Source organism: Variovorax atrisoli 110B (genome assembly GCF_000382045.1).
Classification (GTDB): domain Bacteria; phylum Pseudomonadota; class Gammaproteobacteria; order Burkholderiales; family Burkholderiaceae_C; genus Variovorax; species Variovorax atrisoli.
In genome coordinates, this window is record NZ_KB907453.1 from 57,302 (window position 1) to 78,606 (window position 21,305).

19 protein-coding genes are annotated in these 21,305 nt (G+C 68.2%); 18 read left to right on the plus strand and 1 reads right to left on the minus strand.

Annotated elements, in window-relative coordinates; translation table 11 throughout:
* Positions 1-102: 102 nt before the first annotated feature.
* From G369_RS0114120 to G369_RS0114135, 4 genes are read left to right on the plus strand one after another with little or no spacing between them, the layout of a single operon-like run.
* Complete coding sequence (locus tag G369_RS0114120) at positions 103-1,176, plus strand: NAD/NADP-dependent octopine/nopaline dehydrogenase family protein (RefSeq protein ID WP_019654655.1); 1,074 nt, start codon at positions 103-105, stop codon at positions 1,174-1,176.
* Positions 1,166-2,173 (plus strand): 3-hydroxybutyryl-CoA dehydrogenase, encoded by a 1,008-nt coding sequence (locus tag G369_RS0114125; protein WP_019654656.1) that lies wholly within the window; start codon positions 1,166-1,168, stop codon positions 2,171-2,173. Before G369_RS0114120 ends, G369_RS0114125 begins: the two co-directional genes overlap by 11 nt.
* Complete coding sequence (locus tag G369_RS0114130; RefSeq protein ID WP_019654657.1) at positions 2,170-2,970, plus strand: alpha/beta fold hydrolase; 801 nt, start codon at positions 2,170-2,172, stop codon at positions 2,968-2,970. The genes G369_RS0114125 and G369_RS0114130 overlap by 4 nt, the downstream gene beginning before the upstream one ends.
* Before the next feature lie 5 nt (positions 2,971-2,975).
* On the plus strand, positions 2,976-3,851 hold the full coding sequence (locus tag G369_RS0114135) for a quinone oxidoreductase family protein (RefSeq protein ID WP_244164327.1): 876 nt from the start codon (positions 2,976-2,978) through the stop codon (positions 3,849-3,851).
* 18 nt (positions 3,852-3,869) lie between these two features.
* Here G369_RS0114135 and G369_RS0114140 read toward each other — a convergent pair whose 3' ends face one another.
* Complete coding sequence (locus tag G369_RS0114140; RefSeq protein ID WP_019654659.1) at positions 3,870-4,346, minus strand: MarR family winged helix-turn-helix transcriptional regulator; 477 nt, start codon at positions 4,344-4,346, stop codon at positions 3,870-3,872.
* Positions 4,347-4,490: 144 nt separating this feature from the next.
* Between G369_RS0114140 and G369_RS0114145 the strand changes: the two genes are divergently transcribed.
* The 14 genes from G369_RS0114145 (at position 4,491) to G369_RS0114210 (ending at position 21,288) form a co-directional block, all read left to right on the plus strand.
* On the plus strand, positions 4,491-6,662 hold the full coding sequence (locus G369_RS0114145) for a thiamine pyrophosphate-dependent enzyme (RefSeq protein ID WP_019654660.1): 2,172 nt from the start codon (positions 4,491-4,493) through the stop codon (positions 6,660-6,662).
* A 137-nt stretch (positions 6,663-6,799) separates the two neighbouring features.
* Positions 6,800-8,293, plus strand: coding sequence for an indolepyruvate oxidoreductase subunit beta family protein (locus tag G369_RS0114150; protein WP_019654661.1), 1,494 nt, complete (start codon positions 6,800-6,802; stop codon positions 8,291-8,293).
* A 16-nt stretch (positions 8,294-8,309) separates the two neighbouring features.
* Entirely contained in the window at positions 8,310-9,302 is a 993-nt protein-coding gene (locus tag G369_RS0114155; RefSeq protein ID WP_019654662.1) for a PDR/VanB family oxidoreductase, read from the plus strand.
* Between the two features lie 20 nt (positions 9,303-9,322).
* Positions 9,323-10,636: an aromatic ring-hydroxylating dioxygenase subunit alpha gene (locus tag G369_RS0114160; protein WP_019654663.1), complete on the plus strand. Its 1,314-nt coding sequence runs from the start codon at positions 9,323-9,325 to the stop codon at positions 10,634-10,636.
* Positions 10,637-10,754: 118 nt separating this feature from the next.
* Positions 10,755-11,237, plus strand: a complete 483-nt coding sequence (locus tag G369_RS0114165) for an aromatic-ring-hydroxylating dioxygenase subunit beta (RefSeq protein ID WP_019654664.1) — start codon at positions 10,755-10,757, stop codon at positions 11,235-11,237.
* 10 nt (positions 11,238-11,247) lie between these two features.
* The gene (locus tag G369_RS0114170; protein WP_019654665.1) at positions 11,248-12,873 is read left to right on the plus strand and encodes an AMP-binding protein; all 1,626 of its coding nucleotides are present in this window, start codon (positions 11,248-11,250) and stop codon (positions 12,871-12,873) included.
* Positions 12,870-14,045, plus strand: coding sequence for a thiolase family protein (locus G369_RS0114175; protein ID WP_019654666.1), 1,176 nt, complete (start codon positions 12,870-12,872; stop codon positions 14,043-14,045). Before G369_RS0114170 ends, G369_RS0114175 begins: the two co-directional genes overlap by 4 nt.
* Positions 14,042-15,295 (plus strand): SDR family NAD(P)-dependent oxidoreductase, encoded by a 1,254-nt coding sequence (locus tag G369_RS0114180; protein WP_019654667.1) that lies wholly within the window; start codon positions 14,042-14,044, stop codon positions 15,293-15,295. The genes G369_RS0114175 and G369_RS0114180 overlap by 4 nt, the downstream gene beginning before the upstream one ends.
* Positions 15,296-15,415: 120 nt before the next feature.
* Positions 15,416-16,228 (plus strand): cyclase family protein, encoded by an 813-nt coding sequence (locus tag G369_RS0114185; RefSeq protein ID WP_019654668.1) that lies wholly within the window; start codon positions 15,416-15,418, stop codon positions 16,226-16,228.
* Positions 16,225-16,959, plus strand: coding sequence for an SDR family oxidoreductase (locus tag G369_RS0114190; protein ID WP_019654669.1), 735 nt, complete (start codon positions 16,225-16,227; stop codon positions 16,957-16,959). Before G369_RS0114185 ends, G369_RS0114190 begins: the two co-directional genes overlap by 4 nt.
* A 61-nt stretch (positions 16,960-17,020) precedes the next feature.
* On the plus strand, positions 17,021-18,187 hold the full coding sequence (locus tag G369_RS0114195; protein WP_019654670.1) for an ABC transporter substrate-binding protein: 1,167 nt from the start codon (positions 17,021-17,023) through the stop codon (positions 18,185-18,187).
* Positions 18,188-18,209: 22 nt separating this feature from the next.
* Positions 18,210-19,364, plus strand: coding sequence for an ABC transporter substrate-binding protein (locus G369_RS0114200; protein WP_019654671.1), 1,155 nt, complete (start codon positions 18,210-18,212; stop codon positions 19,362-19,364).
* 137 nt (positions 19,365-19,501) lie between these two features.
* Positions 19,502-20,827, plus strand: a complete 1,326-nt coding sequence (locus tag G369_RS0114205; RefSeq protein ID WP_019654672.1) for an aromatic ring-hydroxylating dioxygenase subunit alpha — start codon at positions 19,502-19,504, stop codon at positions 20,825-20,827.
* Entirely contained in the window at positions 20,824-21,288 is a 465-nt protein-coding gene (locus G369_RS0114210; RefSeq protein WP_019654673.1) for an aromatic-ring-hydroxylating dioxygenase subunit beta, read from the plus strand. The genes G369_RS0114205 and G369_RS0114210 overlap by 4 nt, the downstream gene beginning before the upstream one ends.
* Positions 21,289-21,305 lie beyond the last annotated feature (17 nt).

The window sequence follows — 21,305 nt, forward strand, 5'->3', positions numbered from 1 at the left end:
GATTGACATCTGAATCGATGAAAAGTAATGTAATGACGCATCGCTTCCCCGGGGTCGTCTCTCGACTGCCGGTTCATCGACACCTGCTTTTCGACTTTCGACATGAAAATTGCGATTCTTGGGGGTGGTCATGGCGCCTACGCGGCTGCCGCGGACCTGTCTGAAACCGGCCATGAAGTGCGCCTGTGGCGCCGCGATGCCGCAGCGCTCCAGCCGCTGCTGCGTGCCGGCGCGATCACGCTCAAGGACGCCGACGGCTCGCGCGATGTGCCCATCGCGCTCGCCACCGCCGACATCGGCGCCGCCATGCAAGGCGCCGAACTGATCGTCATCCCGACCCCCGCCATCGCCCAGCACGACATCGCTCTTGCCATGGCGCCGCACCTGGTCGATGGCCAGGTCGTCTTCCTGCCGCCGGGCACCTTCGGCAGCTACGTGATGGCGCGCACCGTGAAGGACGCCGGCAGCCGTGCCGACGTCGCCTGGGCCGAAACCGGCACCTTGCCCTATCTGGCGCGCAAGCACGGCGACCGCGAGGTCAACGTCACCATCCGCGCGATCCGCCTGCCGACCGGCGTCTATCCGGCCCGCAAGGAGGCGCAGGCGATCGAGGTGATCCGCAGGGCCTATCCGGCGGTGCATGGCTGCGGCGACGCGCTCTCTGGCGCGCTGATGAACGCAGGCCCCGTCATCCACCCGCCGCTGATGGTGATGAACGCCGCGCCGCTGCAGCACTTCGAGCGCTGGGACATCCACAACGAGGGCACGCAGCGCGCCGTGCGCGACGTGACCGACCGTCTCGACCAGGAGCGCATCGCAGTGCGCGAGGCCTTCGGGCAGGGCTCGCCGCACTATCCGCTGGCCGACCACTACAACAACGACCGCTGGATGTACGGCGATGCGCACAAGAAGCTCGTCAAGTCGGGAGACTGGCGCGAGAACATCGACCTGCACACGCACCGCTACATCACCGAGGACACCGAGCTCGGCCTCGCCTTCCTCGCCTCCGCCGCGCGCCATGCGGGCGTGGATGCACCCATCGCGCACGGCCTGCTGGCCATCGTCGGCGGTTTCCTCGGGCGCGACCTGCGGCGCGGCCCCCGTACCTTCGAGAGCCTGGGCTTCGCCGGCCTGAGCACCGCGCAGCTCAAGCAGAGGCTCCACGATGGCGAATGAAACCGCCTCGCTGCCTCGCTTCGCGGCCGTGGGCGCGGGGCGCATGGGACGCGGCATCGCCATCGCGTTCGCCTATGCCGGCCACCGAATCTCGCTGATCGATCTGCGCCAGCGCACCGATGAAGCGTGGCAACGGCTGCGCGGCGAAGCGAAGGCGGAGATCGACGCCAGCCTCTCCGGGCTCGCGCAGCTCGGCGTTATCGACGAGTCGCAGATCGCCGACATCGCTGCGCGCGTCGATTTCGTCGATGCCGCCGCTGCCCCGCACGCACTGGCCGCGGCAGAGCTCGTGTTCGAGGGCGTGCCTGAAACCATGGAGGCCAAGCGCGATGCCTTCGAGCAGCTCAACCGCCATTGCCGCGACGACGCGATCCTCACCTCGACCACCAGCAGCATCCTGGTGACGCAGCTGGCGTCGCTGGTGCGGCTGCCGGGGCGCTTCCTCAACATGCACTGGCTCAACCCGGCGTACGTGATTCCGGTGGTCGAGCTCAGCTGCCATCCCGCTACCGATGCCGCAGTACTCGCACGCACCAAGGCGCTGATGGAAGAAATCGGCAAGCTGCCCGTGGTCTGCGGTGCATCGCCCGGCTACATCGTCCCCCGCCTGCAGGCGCTGGTGATGAACGAGGCCGCACGAATGATCGAGGAGGGCGCCGCCACCGCCGAGGAAATCGACAAGGCCACCCGCTACGGCCTGGGCCTGCGCTTCGCGGCACTGGGCGTGGTGGAGTTCATCGACTTCGGCGGCTGCGACATCCTGCATCACGCGAGCCGCGAGATGTCGGCGTCGCTCGACGCCGGCCGCTATACCGCGCCGGCCATCGTCGGGAAGATGGTCGAAGAGGGGCGGCTCGGCCTCAAGAGCGGCAGCGGCTTCTACGAATACGAGGGCCGCGATGTCGCGGCCTACCGGCGCGACGTGCTCTCGCGCACGCTAGGCGAGCTGCGGCATGCAGGCCTGTGGCGCGCGCCCGCCGACCGGACATTGTCATGAGCACCATCCGCCGTGCATTTGCCGACCTGTCGGTGGGGCAGGTGCACTACGCGGCGTGTGGCGACCCGGCGGCACCGCCCGTGCTGCTGCTGCATCAGTCGCCGCGCAGCTGGAACGAATACCGCGCGGTGCTGCCGCTGATCGGCGCGCGCCGCAGGGCCATCGCGATGGACACGGCCGGCTTCGGCGACTCCGCCGATGGTGGCGTGCCGGCAAGCATCGAGCAATGGGCGCGCGTGGCCCGCGAACTGCTCGATGCGCTGGGCATCGAGAAGGCCGACGTGGTGGGCCATCACACCGGCGGCGTCATCGCGGTCGAGCTTGCAGCGGCGTTTCCGCAGCGCGTGCGCAGCCTGGTGTTGTCGTCCACGCCGTACACCGACGAGGCCTTTCGCAAGGCGCGAGCGCAGCGTCCGCCCATCGACGAGGTCGCGCCGAGCGAAGACGGCACGCATCTCGCCGCGCTCTGGCAGAAGCGCCAGGGCTTCTATCCGGCCGGCCGCCCCGAACTGCTCGAAGCCTTCGTGCTCGATGCATTGAAGGTCGCGCATGTCGAAGAAGGGCACCGTGCAGTGGCGTCGTACCGCATGGAAGAGCGCCTGGGCCGCATCGGGCAGCCCGTGCTGATCGTGCGCGCGACCGACGATCCTTTCGCTGCTCCCCATGCCGCTGAACTGCAGCACCATCTTCCGCAGGCGCGCATCGTCGACATCGAAGGCGGCATGGTGCCGCTGCCCGATCAGATGCCCGAGGCCTTTGCCCGCACGGTGCTCGACTTCCTGGAGAACCTGCCTTGAAAGCTGTGCGCATCCACGGATTCGATGCCGTGCCCGTGCTGGAGGAGGTCGCCGAGCCCATCGCGCAGCCCGGGCGCACCATCGTGCGCATGGAGGCTGCGACGGTCGGGCACATCGACCGCACCGTGTGGCGCGGCAGCTTCCTGCGGCATCCGCCATTGCCCTACACGCCGGGCGTGGAGGCCGCAGGGGTCGTCGTCGCGAGCGGGCGTTTCCAGGTGGGCCAGCGCGTCTGGCTGCGCGGAAGCGGCCTGGGCACGCTCTTCGACGGCACATGGTGCGAGCTGATCGATGCGCCCGACGAAGCGCTGGGCCTGTTGCCCGACGACGTGCCGATGACCTTGGGTGCTGCCTTCTTCTCTCCGACGACATCCGCGTGGGTGGCGCTGCATGAAGTCGCGAAGCTGCAGGCGGGCGAACATGTGCTGGTGACTGGGGCGAGCGGCGCCGTCGGCTCGCTCGTGATGCAGCTTGCGCGCGATGCCGGCTGCGTCGCGATTGCGGTCGCTGCCGATGCGCAGCCGCCGGAAGCCGGCAGCGCCGATCTGCTCGTGGATACCGTGGGTGGAGATGTGCTCGCTCGAACGCTGCCTGCAGTGCGCCCGGGTGGCCGGGCAGTGCTGGTCGGCTACACGGCGGGCCCGACGCTGTCGCTCGACATCGCGCATTTCCTGCAGCGCGACGTGTCGCTGCTGCCCCTGAACATGTTCCGGCGCGAAGCGGAAGGCCGTGCGGCGGTTCCCGAGCTGCTGACACGGCTTGCCGATGGCCGCCTGCATCTTGAAGTGCGGCCCTTCGCACTGGCGGATGCCGCCGTCGCACTCGACTGGATCACCCAGCGCGGCCACCGCGGCCGCGCCGTTCTCGTGCCCCGCCTCTGAGCGGCGGAGCAGGCGCGCTCAGTCTTCTTCCGGCTCGTCGGCCGGCAGGCGCATGTGCAGGTCGATCATCTGCCGCAGCGTCTGCTTGAGCTCTTCCGCGCGGCGCAGCCCGAAGGGCTCCAGCACGCGCCGCTCGTGCTCGCGTGCAAGTTCCATCAGGTGCTCGACGGCCTTGAGCCCCTTGCGCGTGATGCGCACCAGCGTGATGCGGCGATCACTCTCGTGGGGCAGGCGCTCGACCTGTCCGCGTGCTTCCATGCGGTCCAGCAGCCGCGTCACCGTGGGCTGCTTCGTCACGGTGACCTGCGCGAGCTGGCCGATGCTGACCGGCTCGCTGCCCGCGAGCGAGGCCATCACGCGCCACTCCGACACGGAGAAGCCCTGCTGGCGCGCCACTTCGTGGAACTCCGAGGAGATCAGCTGGCTGGCCTGCGCGAGCAGCGCAGGCAGGTAGTCATCGACGAAGCGATGCGATTCGGCGGGTTGATCAGCCATGAAGGCACCTCACAGTCGCCACGGGCACGCTGCTTGCATGTCTAGGGTAATTCATGATTGTGGATACATTCATTTGTCAACATTATAGAAAGCACGATGCAACCTCCTGGTCGCATCGTCCCACGACAGACAACAAGGACCCCGATGGCAGAGCGTTCATTCGTTGAAGAAGTCAAGAAACTGCGGCTTTCTGGTGGGGAAGTCTTCAGGGGTGAGGGCATTCTGGCCGTCACCAAGGCCCTTCTGGAGTCGGGAGTTTCCTATGTGGCCGGCTACCAGGGCGCACCCATCTCGCACCTGATGGACGTGCTTGCCGATGCGCAGGACATCCTCGCAGAGCAAGGCATCCGCTTCGAGAACAGCGCGAGCGAAGCCACCGCGGCCGCCACGCTCGCAGCCTCCGTCAACTACCCGCTGCGCGGTGCCGTCACCTTCAAGGCCACCGTGGGTACCAATGTGGCCTCCGACGCGCTGGCCAACCTGGCCTCGGGCGGCGTGACCGGTGGCGCGCTCATCATCGTGGGCGAGGACTATGGCGAAGGCTCGTCGATCATGCAGGAACGCAGCCACGCCTTCGCAATGAAGTCGCAGATCTGGCTCCTCGATCCGCGGCCCAACCTGCCCAGCATCGTCGATGCGGTGAAGCAGGGCTTCGACCTCTCCGAAGCCAGCAACACGCCGGTGATGCTGCAACTGCGCATCCGCGCCTGCCACGTGCACGGCCACTTCGTCGCGGGCGACAACAAGCGCGCGAAGTTCACGCTGAAGGACGCGCTCGAGAACCCGCAGCGCGATGTCGGCCGCATCGTGCTGCCGCCTGCGAGCTTCGTGCACGAGCAGGAGAAGGTGAAGGACCGCTGGCCCGCTGCCGTGCGCTTCATCGAGGAGCGCAAGCTCAACGAGTTCTTCTCGGAAGACGCCGACGACATCGGCATCATCGTGCAGGGCGGCAGCTACAACACGCTGGTGCGCGCCCTCGAACGCCTCGGCCTCGCGGACGTCTACGGCAACACCCAGGTGCCGCTGTACGTGATGAACGTCGCCTATCCCGTCATCGAGAGCGAGGTGATCCGCTTCTGCGAAGGCAAGCGCGCGGTGCTCGTGGTGGAAGAGGGGCAGCCCAACTTCGTCGAGCAGAACCTCGCGACCATCCTGCGCCAGGCCGGGTCCTCCACGGTGCTGCACGGCAAGGACATGCTGCCGGTGGCCGGCGAATACACCGCCTCCGAGCTGCTCAAGGGCGCGCGCAGCTTCTGCGAGCGCTATGAACGCCTCGCGCCATTGCCGGTGCCCGCGCCCGTGCGCAAGGTGATCCCGCTGACCGAGGTCGCGGCCGAGCCTGCGCAGCCCGTCGCGCCGCTCGGCGAAGTGGTCCACGCCCGTCCGCCGGGCTTCTGCACCGGCTGCCCGGAGCGTCCCATCTTCAGTGCGATGAAGCTGGTCGAGCGCGAGCTCGGTCCGCACCACGTGAGTGCCGACATCGGCTGCCACCTGTTCTCCATCCTGCCGCCCTTCAACATCGGCAACACCACCATGGGCTACGGCCTCGGTGGGGCGGGTGCCGCTGCGCTCAATGCACCTGCAGGCAAGCGCGCGATCTCGATGATGGGAGACGGCGGCTTCTGGCACAACGGCCTGACCAGCGGCGTCGCCAACGCGGTCTTCAACAAGAGCGACAACCTCACCATCGTCGTCGACAACAACTACACCTCGGCCACCGGCGGGCAGGACATCCTCTCGTCGAACGCCGTCAACAAGACGCGCAGCACGGGCCACGAGATCGAGAGCGCCGTGCGCGGCGTGGGCGTGAAGTGGGTGAAGACCATGCGCCGCACCTATGACATCGCCGGCATGCGCGACGCGCTCAAGGAGGCGCTCACCACCAGGGAGAAGGGCCCGAAGGTGCTGATCGCGCAGTCGGAGTGCATGCTCAACAAGCAGCGCCGCGAGAAGCCGCTGGTGCGCAAAGCCATCGCCGACGGCAAGCGCATGGTGCGCGAGAAGTTCGGCGTCGACTCCGACACCTGCACCGGCGACCACTCCTGCATCCGCCTCTCGGGCTGCCCGTCGCTGTCGATCAAGCCCAACCCCGATCCGCTTCGCACCGACCCGGTCGCGGCCGTGCTCGACAGCTGCGTGGGCTGCGGCGTGTGCGGCGAGGTCTCGCACGCTGCCGTGCTGTGCCCCTCCTTCTACAAGGCGCAGATCGTGAGCAACCCCAGCCGCTGGGACCAGCTGCGCGAGCGCGTGCGCGCGGCCGTCATCGGCTGGATGCAGCGCGGCGAGGCTCGCCGCCGTCAAGCCTATGCCTTCTGAATGAGTCCCTCCATGCAAAGCAAAAACATGGTGTCGAAGTTCCAGGGATGCCGCGGAACCGGCCTTGCCGGGCCGCAGGTATCGCCCCCGATAGGGGGTTGGCGGCTACACGAAGTGAGCAAGCCTGGGGGGGAGCAATGAGCCCGATCAAGATCGCGATCCTCGCCATGGGCGGTGAGGGCGGTGGCGTGCTCGCCGACTGGATCGTCGACATGGGCGAGGCCAACGGCTATGTCGCCCAGACCACCTCCGTGCCGGGCGTGGCCCAGCGCACCGGCGCGACCATCTACTACGTCGAGCTCTACCCCGCGGCGCAGGCCGAGGCCGACAGCGGCACCCCGGTGCTCGCTCTGATGCCGCTGCCGGGCGACGTCGACGTGGTGCTCGCATCCGAGCTGATGGAAGCCGGCCGCGCCGTGCAGCGTGGCCTGGTCACGCGCGAGCGCACCACGCTGATCGCCTCCACGCACCGCGTGTTCTCCATCGCCGAGAAGAGCGCGATGGGCGATGGCCGCGTCGACAGCGGCCAGCTCCTGGCCCACACCGCGAACGCAGCCAAGCGCTTCATCCGCTTCGACATGGCCCAGGCCGCCGAGGCTTCGGGCAGCGTGATCAGCGCGGTGCTCTTCGGTGCGTTGGCAGGTTCGGGCGTGCTGCCGTTCAGCCGCGCGCAGTTCGAGGCGACCATCGAACGCGGCGGCGTAGGCGTGAAGCCCAGCCTCAAGGCCTTCGGTGCGGCATTCGAACGAGCTCAGGGCGGCGACGATGGCGAGCCGGCGAAGGAGGCACCGGTCGCCGCCCCCGCGCCACAGCCGCGACACCCTGCAGTGCGGGCGTTGGTCGAGCGTGTGCACAACAGCTTCCCGACGGCAGCGCAAGACCTGCTGCTCGAAGGCGTGCGCCGGCTCATCGACTACCAGGACCCGGCCTACGCCGGCCTCTATCTCGACCGCATGGCCGCCATTGCGGCCTTGCCCGCGGGAGACCACCGCCTGCTTCGCGAAACCGCGCGCCACCTCGCGCTCTGGATGTCCTACGAAGACACCGCCCGCGTCGCGGCCCTGAAGACCCGCGCCACCCGCTTCGAGCGCGTGCGCGGCGAGGCGCGCGTGCAGCCCGGGCAGGTGCTCGCCATCAACGAATACATGCATCCGCGCCTGCAGGAGATCTGCGAGACGCTGCCCGGCGGCATCGGCCGCTGGCTCATGAACTCCACGCTGCCGAAGAAGATCGTCGAGCGCTTCACGCAGCGCGGCCGCGTGATCCAGACCAGCTCGCTGCGCGGCTACCTCATGCTGCGCATGGTGGCGGCATGCAGGCGCTGGCGCCTGTCGACCATGCGCTACGCGGAGGAGAACCGCCGCATCGAGGAATGGCTGCAGCGCATCGCCGCCACGGCGCAGCGCAATCCGGACCTTGCCGTCGAGCTCGCCCAGTGCCAGCGCCTCGTCAAGGGCTACAGCGACACGCACGAGCGCGGCATCCGCAACTACGACACCGTGATGCGCGCCTTCGAGCGCGCGGGCGACAGGCTCGCACCGGCCACGCTGCGCGAACTGCGCGACGCCGCGCTGGCCGACGAACACGGCCACAAGCTGCAGGCCGCGCTGGCGCAGCACGCGCTGGCCTGAAGAGAAGAGAACGACGATGAGCACAAATCCAGCCACCCTCTCGCTGCGCGTTGCCGAGGCGCGCGAACTGAACCCGCTGATCCGCATGCTGCGCCTGCGCGCCGACGACGGCCGCGCGCTGCCCGGCTTCGCGGCGGGTGCCCATATCCGCGTGCAGGTGTCGCTGCCCGGCGGCAAGACCGACTGGCGCCACTACTCGCTCATCAACTTCGACACGGCGCGCAACGCCACCAACGCACCGACCGAGTACGTGATCGCGGTGCGCAAGGAGGCCGAAGGCCGCGGCGGCTCGCGCTTCATGCACGACGGTCTGAAGGAGGGCGACACCATCGCCATTGAGCCGCCGAAGAACGACTTTCCGCTGCACACCGGCCCGGGCGGCACCGTGCTCGTGGCGGGCGGCATCGGCGTCACGCCCATGGCCACCATGGCCGCGCGCCGCCGCGCCGAGGGTGCTGCCGTGCGCATGCACTACGCCGGTCGCAGCCGCGAGCTGATGGCCTTCCTGCCCGAACTGCAGGCGCTGCTGGGCGACGACCTGCACGTGCACGCCGATGCAGAGGCTGGCGCGCCGCTGGCCATCGACGCTTTGCTCGATGGCGTTCCTGCAGGCGACCGCCTGTATGTGTGCGGCCCCAAGGTCATGCTCGACGCGGTGCTCGAACGCACCCAGGCACGCGGCTGGGAGCACGACCGCGTGCACTTCGAGCTCTTCAACGAGCCCGTCGCGGAAGAGGGCGACCAGCCCTTCGAAGTGGAGCTTGCCCAGTCGGGCCAGCGCTTCACGGTGCCGGCGGACCAGAGCATCCTCGACTGCCTCATCGAGCACGGCTGCGACCCGATGTTCGACTGCAAGCGCGGCGAATGCGGCGTGTGCGCAGTGCCCGTGCTCGAAGGCGAGATCGACCATCGCGACTACGTGCTCACAGCCCGGGAGAAGGCGGAAGGCAACGTCATGCAGATCTGCATCTCGCGCGCCAAGGGGGCGCGCCTCGTGCTGGACATCTGAAGCAAGGAGCCACCAGAGCCATGACCTCCTACAGAGACAACCCCGATGCCATCCGTGCGCTGGTGCAGAACGACCGGGTGCACCGCGACCTGTACACCAGCCAGGAGCTCTTCGAGCTGGAGCAGGAGCACTTCTTCGCCAACACCTGGAACTACGTCGGCCACGAGAGCCAGCTGCCCAGGCCCGGCGACTGGATCAGCAACGAGATCGCAGGCCGCCCGCTGATCGTGGTGCGCCACTCCGACGGCAGCGTGCGCGTGATGATGAACCGCTGTGCCCACAAGGGCTCTCGCCTCGTCAACGGGCCCTGCGGCAACACCGGCAAGTTCTTCCGCTGCCCCTATCACGCCTGGACCTTCAAGACCGACGGCGCGCCGCTGGCGATTCCGCTGAAGACGGGCTACGAGAACACCCAGCTGCACGAGTGCGAGTCGGGCAAGGGCCTGACCACCGTGAAGCACGTGCGCAGCCACCGCGGCTTCATCTTCGTGAAGATCAACGATGCCGGCCCCGATTTCGACGAGTACTTCGGCGACTCGTTGAGCTCCATCGACAACATGGCCGACCGCTCGCCCGAAGGCGAACTGGAGATCGCCGGCGGCTGCCTGCGCTTCATGCACCAGTGCAACTGGAAGATGTTCGTGGAGAACCTCAACGACACCATGCACCCGATGGTGGCGCACGAGTCGTCGGCCGGCACCGCCAAGCGCATGTGGGCCGACAAGCCCGAGAGCGAGCCCAAGCCCATGGCGGTGGAGCAGTTCGTGCCCTTCATGTCCGACTACAAGTTCTTCGAGGACATGGGCATCCGCACCTACGACAACGGCCACAGCTTCACCGGCGTGCACTTCAGCATCCACAGCAAGTACAAGGCGATCCCCGAGTACGACAACGCGATGAAGGCCCGCTACGGCGAGGAGAAGACTGCGCAGATACTCGGCATGGCGCGGCACAACACCGTCTACTACCCGAATCTCACGATCAAGGGCGCGATCCAGGCGATCCGCGTGGTCAAGCCGATCTCCGCCGACAAGACCCTCATCGAGAGCTGGACCTTCCGCCTCAAGGGCGCGCCGCCCGAGCTGCTGCAGCGCACCGCCATGTACAACCGCCTCATCAACTCGCCTTTCTCGGTGGTGGGCCATGACGACCTGCAGGCCTATCGCGGAATGCAGGCCGGCCTGCACGCGAGCGGCAACGAGTGGGTCAGCTTGCACCGCGACTACGACCCGGCCGAACTGAAGGGCGGCGAGATCACCACCGGCGGCACCAACGAACTGCCGATGCGCAACCAGTACCGCAGCTGGGTCCAGCGCATGACGGAGACAATGTAATGGCCAACCCCCAGGCTTCGCGCACTTCGTGTCGCTTCTCCAACCCCCTTGCAGGGGGCAACACCAGCGGCCCGGCAAAGCCGGTTCCGCGGTGTTCCTCGAATGAGGGGGTGCTCGAATGACATCGGTGACGCATCAGGACCTGATCGACTTCGTCGTGAACGAGGCGTACCTGCTCGACACCCGCCGCTACGAGGAGTGGAACGCGCTCTTCACCGACGACGCCTTCTACTGGATACCGTTGATTCCCGACCAGGAAGACGGCCTCAACCACACCTCGCACCTCTACGAGGACAAGCTGCTGCGCGACCTTCGCATCGAGCGCCTGAAGAGCCCGCGCGCCTTCTCGCAGCAGCCGCCGAGCCGCTGCCACCACCTGCTGCAGGTGCCGGTGGTCGAGCAGTTCGACGCGGAAGCCAACCGCTACGTGGTGCGCACCTCGTTCCACTACACCGAGTCGCAGGGCGACGAGATCCAGTTCTACGTGGGCACCTTCTTCCACCACCTCACGGTGCAGGACGGCGCGCTGCGCATGACGCTCAAGCGCGTCAACCTGCTCAACTGCGACGCGGCCCTGCCGGCCGTGCAGCTCTTCATCTGACAGGGACGCGATGCCACACGCCACCGTCCATCAAGTCTTCGCGGCCACGGCCGCGCGTACGCCGCAGGCCGAATTCCTCTTCACCGAATCGGTGACCGCCGCCGCCTACGGCATCGAAGCGGGCGCCATCCACTGGGGCGATGCGGCGGAGCGCATCGAGCGCCTGCGCACAGCCTATGCACGGGCCGGCTACGGCCACGGCCATCGCGTCGGCCTGCTGCTGGAGAACCGGCCGGCCTTCATCTTCCACTGGCTCGCGCTGAACGCGCTGGGCGTGAGCGTGGTGCCGATCAACGCAGAGATGCGCTCGGCCGAACTGGTCTACCTGATCGGCCACAGCGAGATCGGCCTGGCCGTCACGCTGCCGGAGCGCGCGGGCGACCTGCGTGCCGCGGCTGCGAAGGCGGGCATCGCCTTCGAGACCATGGGCCCAGACGATGCAGTGCCTCCCGCGAAGACAGCTGCGCCTCGCGCCCACGAGCCCGTGGGTGTCGACACCGAGTGCGGCCTGCTCTACACCTCCGGCACCACGGGCCGCCCCAAGGGCTGCATCCTGAGCAATGACTACTTCCTGCGCGCAGGCGAGTGGTATGCGGCGCTCGACGGCGTGTGCAGCATCCGGCCCGACAGCGAGCGCGTGATCACACCGCTGCCGCTCAACCACATGAACGCGATGGCCTTCTCCACCATGGTGGTGCTGGTCGCTGGCGGCTGCCTGGTGCAGCTCGACCGCTTCCATCCGAAGACCTGGCTGGCGAGCGCGAAGGAGAGCGGCGCGACCATCGTCCACTACCTGGGCGTGATGCCCGCCATGCTGCTGTCCGCGCCTGCATCGGCAGCCGACCGCGACCATGCCATCCGCTGGGGCTTCGGCGCGGGTGTGGACCGCAAGAACCACGCGCCCTTCGAGGAGCGCTTCGGCTTCCCGCTGGTGGAGGCCTGGGCCATGACCGAGACTGGCGCGGCCGCCTGCATCATGGCCAACCGGGAGCCGCGCCTGGTGGGTACCAGCTGCTTCGGGCGGCAGGAGGACTTCGTCGAGATCCGCCTCGTGGGCGACGATGGCAGCGATGTCGGCGTCGATGCACCGGGCGAACTTCTGGTGCGCTCGGCCGGCCGCGATCCGCGGCGCCACTTCTTCTCCGGCTACTTGAAGGACGACGAAGCCACGCGCGAAGCCTGGGCCGACGGCTGGTTCCACACCGGCGACCTGGTGCGCCGCGATGCCGAGGGCAACTTCTTCTTCGTCGATCGCAAGAAGAACGTGATCCGCCGCAGCGGCGAGAACATCTCGGCCGTCGAAGTCGAGAGCGTGCTCAACCAGCATCCGGCCGTGAAGGCATCGGCCGTGGCCGCCACGCCCGACGAGGTGCGCGGCGACGAGGTGCTTGCCTGCATCGTGATGCGCGAAGGCGCCGATGCCTCGAAGCCGCAGCAGACGGCAGCCAGCATCGTGGAGCACGCGCTCGCGCAGCTCGCCTACTACAAGGCGCCCGGCTACGTGGCCTTCGTCGAAGCGCTGCCGCTCACGCCCTCGCAGAAGATCCAGCGCGGACAGCTGCGCGAGATGGCGCAGTCGCTGCCCGGCCAGGCCCATTGCATCGACACCCGCTCGATGAAGAAGAGGCAGGCATGACGGCGAAGCGGCGGCTTTCCTATGAGGGCGTGGCGGTCGCGGTGCCCGTGACCGTGCCCTACGTGCGCTACTCCACGCGCACCGCGCACTGGTTCGTTGGGCAGGCCATCGAGGCGCTGGTGAAGGCCAGCGGCGTGCCCAAGGAACAGATCGACGGCCTGTGCCTCAGCAGCTTCTCGCTCGCGCCCGACACGGCCGTGGGCGTGACGCAGCACCTGGGCCTGTCGCCGCGCTGGCTCGACCACGTGCCCACCGGCGGTGCCTCGGGCGTGATGTGCCTGCGCCGTGCGGCGCGCGCGGTGCAGGCGGGCGATGCCGACATCGTGGCCTGCGTGGGGGCCGACACCAATCACGTCGATTCCTTCCGCCAGACCCTGGGCAGCTTCAGCAACTTCGCACGCGACGCGAGCTATCCCTACGGCTCTGGCGGCCCGAACTCGATCTTCGCGTTCATCACCGCCAACTACATGCGCACCTATGGCGCCCGGCGCGAAGACTTCGGCCGCATCTGCGTGGACCAGCGCACCAACGCGCTGGGCAACCCGAACGCGATGTTCAAGAAGGGGCTGACGCTCGACGAGTACATGGCGGCGCGGCCCATCTCCGACCCGATCCATCTCTTCGATTGCGTGATGCCCTGTGCCGGTGCCGACGCCTTCCTCGTGATGAGCGAGGAGCGCGCCCGCGACCTCGGACTGGCGCACGTGGTGATTCGCGGCGCCATCGAGCGCCACAACGCCTACGCAGAAGACCCGGTGATGGTGCAGGGCGGCTGGCGCAAGGACCGCGACGACCTCTACGCGCAAGCCGGCATCCGGCCCGCGGAAGTCGACTTCGTGCAGACCTATGACGACTACCCCGTCATCGTGATGATGCAGTTCGAGGACCTGGGCTTCTGCGAGAAGGGCGAAGGGCCGGCCTTCGTGCAGGCCAACACCATGACCTTCGACGGCAGCTTTCCGAACAACACGAGCGGCGGGCAACTGTCTGCCGGGCAGGCCGGTGCGGCGGGCGGCTTCCTCGGCATGGTCGAGGCGATCCGCCAGTTGATCGGCGAAGCCGGCGCGCGCACCGTGCCCGACGCACAACTGGGCCTCGTCGCCGGCTTCGGCATGGTGACCTACGACCGCTGCCTGTGCACAGGCGCGGTGATCCTCGGGAGATCGGCATGACGATGCCCCTGATGCGCCCCCCGCGCAAGAACCCGGTGCTGCGCACCCGGCAGATGAACCTGCCGCCAGGCGCGCGCGGCCGCGTCGCGCTGGGCCTGACCGCTGCCGCGGCCGAAGGCCGCTTCGAGCTCCAGACCTGCGACGACTGCGGCACGGTGCAGTACCCGCCGCGCGAGGTCTGCCACAAGTGTCTTTCCGCCGCGCTGCGCTGGCGGCAGCAGAGCGGCGAGGGCGAACTGCTCGGCAGCACCACGCTGCATCACAGCAACGACCTGTTCTTCCGCGAGCGGCTGCCCTGGCGGCTGGGCCTGGTGCACCTGGATGCCGGCCCCACGCTCATGGTCCACCTGCACGGCGAGGTCGGCGACGCGCCGCAGCGCGTGCGCGTAGGCGCCCGGCTCGACCGCGCGGGCCAGGCCGTTCTCATTGCTTTTCCGAACGAAGGGAGTCCCCACATGGCCGACGACAAGATGCTGCGCGAGATGACCAGCGACCCCAAGTTCCGCAAGGTGCTGGTGACAGACGGCAAGACCGAGACCGGCCAGGCCGTCGTGCGCGCGCTGGTCAAGGCCGGCGCCGACATCGTCTGGGTCGGACACGCCGAGCCCTGGAAGAAGATGGGCGACGGCCTCGACGACATCTCGGCGCTGCCGCAGGTCACGCTGGTGCCGCTGGACCTGACCAACGGCCGCCAGGTGACGGAACTTGCGGGCTCCATAGGCGGCAAGGTCGACATCGTCATCAACAACGCGGAGGTGCACCGCACCTTCGGCATCGGCGCACGGCGCGGCACCGACGTGGCCAAGGCCGAGATGGACATCAACTACTTCGGACTGCTGCGCCTGGCGCAGGAGTTCGGCCCCGCGCTCAAGGGCCGCTCTGCCGACGGCGTGACGGGCGCGACGGCGTGGGTCAATCTGCTGTCGATCTACGCGCTGAGCAACTTCCCGCCGCACGGCACCTTCAGCGCCTCGAAGGCGGCGGCGCATTCGCTCGCGCAATGTCTGCGCGCGGAGATGCGGCCTGCGGGCATCCGCGTGATCAACGTGTTCCCCGGTCCTATCGACGATGAATGGAACCAGCACACGCCGCCGCCCAAGCTCGCGCCCGCCGCGCTGGCCAACGCCATCGTGAAGGCGCTGCGCGACGGCGTGGAAGACGTGTACCCCGGCGACGTGGCGCAGGAGTGGCTGGAGCGCTGGCGCGACAACCCCAAGGTGCTCGAGCGCGAGCTGGCCGCAGGAGCATGAGGCACACCCCCAGGCTTCGCGCACTTCGTGTCGCTTCGCCAACCCCCTTGCAGGGGGCAACACCTGCGGCCTGGCAAAGCCGGTTGCGCGGTGTTCCTGGAATAGAGATCGGAGAATGAAATGACGAGAGCCACAGAACCGATGTCCACCGCCGAGATCCTCGGCGGTCTGGTGACCGCCATGGCCAGCGGCCGCATCCGCGTGATCGACCTCACGCAGACGCTGACGCCCGAGTTCCCGCAGATCGCGCTGCCACCCGAGATGGGCCAGTGCTGGCCCTTCCGCATCGAGGAGGTGTCGAAGTACGACGAGCGCGGTCCCGGCTGGTACTGGAACAACTTCTCCTGCGGCGAACACACCGGCACGCACTTCGATGCGCCGATCCACTGGATCTCGGGCCGCGACCTGCCGAACAACTCCGTCGACACCATCCCCGTGCAGCACTTCGTGGCGCCGGCCTGCGTGATCGACTGCTCGCCGCAGGTGAAGGACGACCCCGACTACCTGCTGACCCTGGAAGACATCGAGGCCTACGAGGCTGCCCATGGCCGCATCCCGAAGGGCGCATGGGTGCTGATGCGCACCGACTGGTCGAAGCGCACCGACCCCGAGGCCTACCAGAACTTCGACGAGACGGGCCAGCACACGCCTGGCCCGAGCACCGCGGCCGTGCGCTTCCTGGTCGAGCAGCGCGACGTACTGGGCTTCGGCTCGGAGGCCATCGGCACCGATGCAGGGCAGGGCTACCACCTGCGCCCGCCGTACCCGTGCCATTACTACATGCACGGTGCGGGCCGCTACGGGCTGCAGTGCCTGAGCAACCTCGACCTGCTGCCGCCTTCGGGTGCGGTGCTGATCTGCCCGCCGCTGAAGATCGAGAAGGGCAGTGGCAGTCCGCTGCGCGTGCTGGCGCTGGTGGGAGCGCAGGCATGAGCGCGGCTGCCCCCAGGGTCGCAGCCGTCACCGGCGGCAGCGCCGGCATCGGCAAGGCCATCTGCGAAGACCTGCTCGCACAGGGCTACGAGGTGGTGTCGCTCGCGCGCCGCAAGGCCGAGATCGACCATCCGAAGCTGCACAGCATCGAGGTCGACCTGAGCGACCGCGCCGCCACCGGCGAGGCGGTGCGCGAACTGGTCGAGCGCTTCTCGCCCACCACCATCGTGCACAACGCCGGCGTGATCCGAGCCGCGCTGCTGCCCGACGTGAAGCTCGACGACCTCGACGCGCTGGTCGACCTGCACCTGGGCTGTGCGATCCAGCTCGTGCAAGGTGCATTGCCCGCGATGCGTGCGCAGCGCTTCGGCCGTGTTGTGCTGCTGTCGTCGCGCGCTGCGCTGGGGCTGGCCACACGCACCAGCTATTCGGCCACCAAGGCCGGCATGCTGGGCATGGCGCGCACCTGGGCGCTGGAGCTTGCGGCCGACGGCATCACGGTGAACGTGGTGGCACCGGGCCCCATTCGCACCGACATGTTCTACGACGTGGTCGAGGCCGGCAGCGAGAAGGAACGCGCGCTCGCCGCATCGGTGCCCGTCAGGCGGCTAGGCGAATCGGCCGACGTGGCACGCGCCGTGCGTTTCTTCGCCGATGCCGACAACAGCTTCGTCACCGGCCAGGTGCTGTACGTGTGCGGCGGCACCAGCGTCGGCAGCCTGGCCCTTTGAACCTGCTCTTCCTTTCCTGCTTTCTCTCGTCCCTCAAAAAAACCACCTCTGGAGCTCCGCCATGAAAGTACTGAATCGAATTCGCACATTCGCGGCCATCGCCGCGGGCCTCGGCGCGCTGAGTGCCGCGGGCGCGTGGGCCGCCGATCTCAAGGTCGGCTTCATCACTTCGATGTCGGGGCCGGTGTCGTCGCTGGGCATTCCATACGACAAGGGCATGAAGGCGGCCGTGGCCTACAAGTCGGAAGTCGGCGGCCGCAAGGTCCAGGTGATCCAGCTCGACGACGCGTCCGATCCGTCCACGGCAGCGCGCAACGCGCGCAAGCTGATCGAGGAGGACAAGGTCGACGTCATCATCGGCACCGCCGGCGCACCGGGTTCGCTGGCCATTGCCGGCGTGGCGCGCGAGACGAAGACGCCGCTGATCTCCATCGCCAACGCCGACCTGCCCGGCGACGACGGCGCATGGATGGTGACGCTGCCCCAGCCCGCGCCGCTGATGATGGGTGCGATGGTCGAGAAGATGAAGCAGTCGGGCGTGAAGACGGTGGCCTACATCGGCTATTCCGACGCCTGGGGCGACCTGGTGTACGACGCGCTGACGAAGTCGGCGCCGGCTGCGGGCATCAAGGTGGTGAGCAACGAGCGCTATGCGCGCAGCGATTCGTCGGTGGCCGGCCAGGTGCTGAAGATCGTGGCGCTGCGCCCCGACGCGGTGATCACCGGCGCATCGGGCACGCCCGGCGCGCTGCCCTACCTGGCGCTGCAGGAGCGCGGCTACAAGGGAAAGATCTACGGCATGCATTCGCTGATCAACCCCGACTTCATCCGCGTCGGCGGTCCCTCGGTCGAAGGCCTGCTGGCACCCACGGGCCCGGTGGTGGTGGCCGAGCAACTGCCCGACGCCAACCCGATGAAGAAGATCGCGATGGACTTCCGCTCCGCCTTCCAGAAGGCCAACGGCGCGCCGCCCACCGACACCTTCTCGGCCTACAGCTTCGATGCCTGGCTGATCTATCTCGACGCCGCGCAGCGCGCGCTGGCCACCAAGGCCGAACCCGGCACGTCGCAGTTCCGCGTCGCGCTGCGCGATGCCATCGTGAGCACCAAGGAGCTGGTGGGCACGCACAGCGTCTACAACTTCAAGCCGACCGACCGCTACGGCTCGGACGACCGCTCGCGCGTCGTGGTGCGGCTCGACAAGGGCCAATGGAAGCTCGTCCCCTGAAACGCCCGACGTGAAGACCCCCATGAAAAAGATCACCCGCATCCTCGCCGCCACGGCCGCCGCTGCAGCCGCACTGGCAGCGGCGCAGGCCATGGCCGCCGACCTGAAGATCGGCTTCATCAGTTCGCTCTCCGGCCCGGTGGCCGCGCTGGGCGTGCCCTACGAGAAGGGCATCCGCGCCGCCATCGCGGAGCGCCCCGAGATCGCCGGGCGCAAGGTGCAGCTCATCGTGCTCGACGATGCCTCCGACCCCACCACCGCGGGCCGCAACGCCCGCAAGCTGGTGACCGAGGACAAGGTCGACGTGCTCATCGGCACCTCGGGCGTGCCGGGCGCGATGGCCATCGCCTCGGTGGCGCGCGAGCTCAACACGCCGCTGATCTCGCCCACGCCGGTGACCATTCCCGGCCCCGAGGGCGCGTGGACAGTGACGGTTTCGCAGCCTTTCCAGCTCATGGTGGCGGGCGTGGTCGAGCGCATGAAGGCGTCGGGCGTGAAGACGGTGGCCTTCATCGGCTTCTCCGACGCGCTGGGCGACCTGGCGTACGACTCGCTGGTCAAGAGCGCCGACGCCGCCGGCATCAAGGTGGTGGCGAACGAGCGCTATGCGCGCAGCGATTCGTCGGTGGCCGGGCAGGTGCTGAAGATCGTCGCGGCCCGGCCCGACGCGGTGTTCGCGGGCAACTCGGGCACGCCCGGCGCGCTGCCCTACATCGCGCTGGCCGAGCGCGGCTACAAGGGCAGGATCTACGGCACGCACGGCCTCATCAACGCCGACTTCGTGCGCGTGGGCGGCGCCTCCATCGAGGGCCTGCAGGTGCCCAGCGGCCCGGTGCTGGTGGCCGACCAGCTGCCCGACAGCAACCCGATTAAGAAGGTGTCGATGGGCTTTCGCAATGCGTACCAGAAGCTCAACGGCGCGGTGCCGACCGATGCCTTCTCGTCGTACACCTACGACGCCTACCTGCTGCTGGCCGACGCGGCCTCGCGCACCAAGGGCGAGCCCGGCACGCCGGCCTACCGCACGGCGCTGCGCGATGCGATCGTGAGCACGAAGGAGCTGGTGGGCACGCACGGCGTCTACACCTTCAAGCCCGACGACCGCTACGGTTCCGACCAGCGCGGCGTGGTCATCGTGCAGATGACAAAGGGCCAGTGGAAGCTGGTGCCGCAATGAGCTCGCCCCCAGGCTGCGCGCACTGCGTGTCGCTTCGCCAACCCCCGACCGGGGGCAACACCGGTGGCCCGGCGAGGCCGGTTCCACGGTGGTGTTTCGCGAAGTAGCGCAGCGCTACCCGAGTCAGGAGTAAGTCCATGAACACTTATCGCAATCGCCCCGATCTCGTCGCGGCGCTGGTGCAGGACGACCGGGTCCACCGCGACCTGTACCTCAGCGAGGAGCTTTTCGCGCTGGAGCAGGAGCACCTTTTCGCCGGCACCTGGGTCTTCCTGGGCCATGCGAGCCAGGTGCCGCAGCCCGGCGACTTCGTGACGCAGGAGATCGCCGGGCGGCCGCTGCTCATGGTGCGCCAGCCCGATGGCGATGTGCACGTGCTCTACAACCGCTGCGCCCACAAGGGCACGCAGCTGGTGACGGACGAGTGCGGCAACACCGGCCGCTTCTTCCGCTGCCCGTATCACGCCTGGACCTACAAGCTCGACGGCGCGCCGCTCGGCCTGCCGCTGAAGAACGGCTACGAGGGCACGCAGCTCAAGGCCTGCGAGTCGGGGCAGGGGCTCTCGGTGGTGAAGAACGTGAAGGTGTACCGCGACTTCGTGTTCGTGCGGCTCTCCGACACCGGCCCTTCGTTCGACGAGTACTTCGGCGAGGTGCTGGGCGCCATCGACAACATGGTCGACCGTTCGCCCGAAGGCAAGCTCACGGTGGGCGGCGGCGTGCTGCGCAACATCGTCCACTGCAACTGGAAGATGTACCTGGAGAACATCAACGACACGGTGCATCCGATGTCCACGCACGAGTCGGCCACCAAGGCGGCCGAGGCGCTGTGGGAGGGCCATGCGCCTACCGACCCCAAGCCGATGGCGATGGAGCAGATCCTGCCCTTCGGATCGGGCTACGAGTTCTTCGACCGGATGGGAGGTCGCGTGTTCGCCAACGGGCACAGCGTGCTGGGGGTGAACTTCAGCATCCACTCCAACTACGCGCAGCTGCCCGAATACGAAGCCGCCATGCGCGCCGCGCACGGTGAGGCGCGTGCGGCCGAGATTCTTCAGCGCTCGCCGCAGAACTCGGTCTTCTTCCCGAGCCTGTCGGTCAAGGGCTCGCCGCTGGCCATCCGCGTGATCCGCCCGCTGGCGGCCGACCGCACGCTGATCGAGGCCTGGAGCTTCAGCGCCGCCGGCGCGCCTGCGCTGCTCTTCGAGCGCGCCATGAGCTACAACCGGCTGGTGTTCTCGCCGATGTCGGTGGTCGCGCACGACGACGTGCACCTGTTCGAGAGCATCCAGCAGGGCCTGCGTGCCGGCGGCAATGAATGGGTGAGCCTGCATCGCAACTTCGATCCGGCCGAGAAGCAGCAGGCCACGATCACCACCAACGGCACCAACGAGCTGCTGATGCGCAACCAGTTCCGCGCCTGGGCGAAGGCCATGGCGGCGGGCATGGAGGCCACGGCATGACGGACCCGCGCGATTTCGTCGCCCACGAGGCGGCGCTGCTCGACGAACGCCGCTTCGACGACTGGCTGGCCCTGTTCTCCGAGGACGGCCACTACTGGGTGCCGCTGCTCGGCGCGGCGCAGGCCGATCCCTTCTCGCACAACTCGCTGGCCTACGAGGACCGGCTTCTGCTGCAGCTGCGCGTGGAGCGGCTGAAGAACCCGCGCGCGCATTCGCAGCACCCCGCAAGCCACAGCCAGCATGTGCTGCAGCCCTCGCGCATCGAGCGCGAGGAGGGCGACGAAGCGTGGCTGCGCACGCCGTTCCTCTATGTCGAGGCGCGCGGCGAAGGCCAGCTGCTGCTCAGCGGTACGGCGCGCCACCACCTCGTTCGCACATCGACGGGATGGCTGATCCGCGAGAAGCGCGTCGACCTGCTCAATGCGGGGCGAGCCTTGCCGGCCATCCAGCTGTTTATCTGATCGCCCGAGTTACCCAC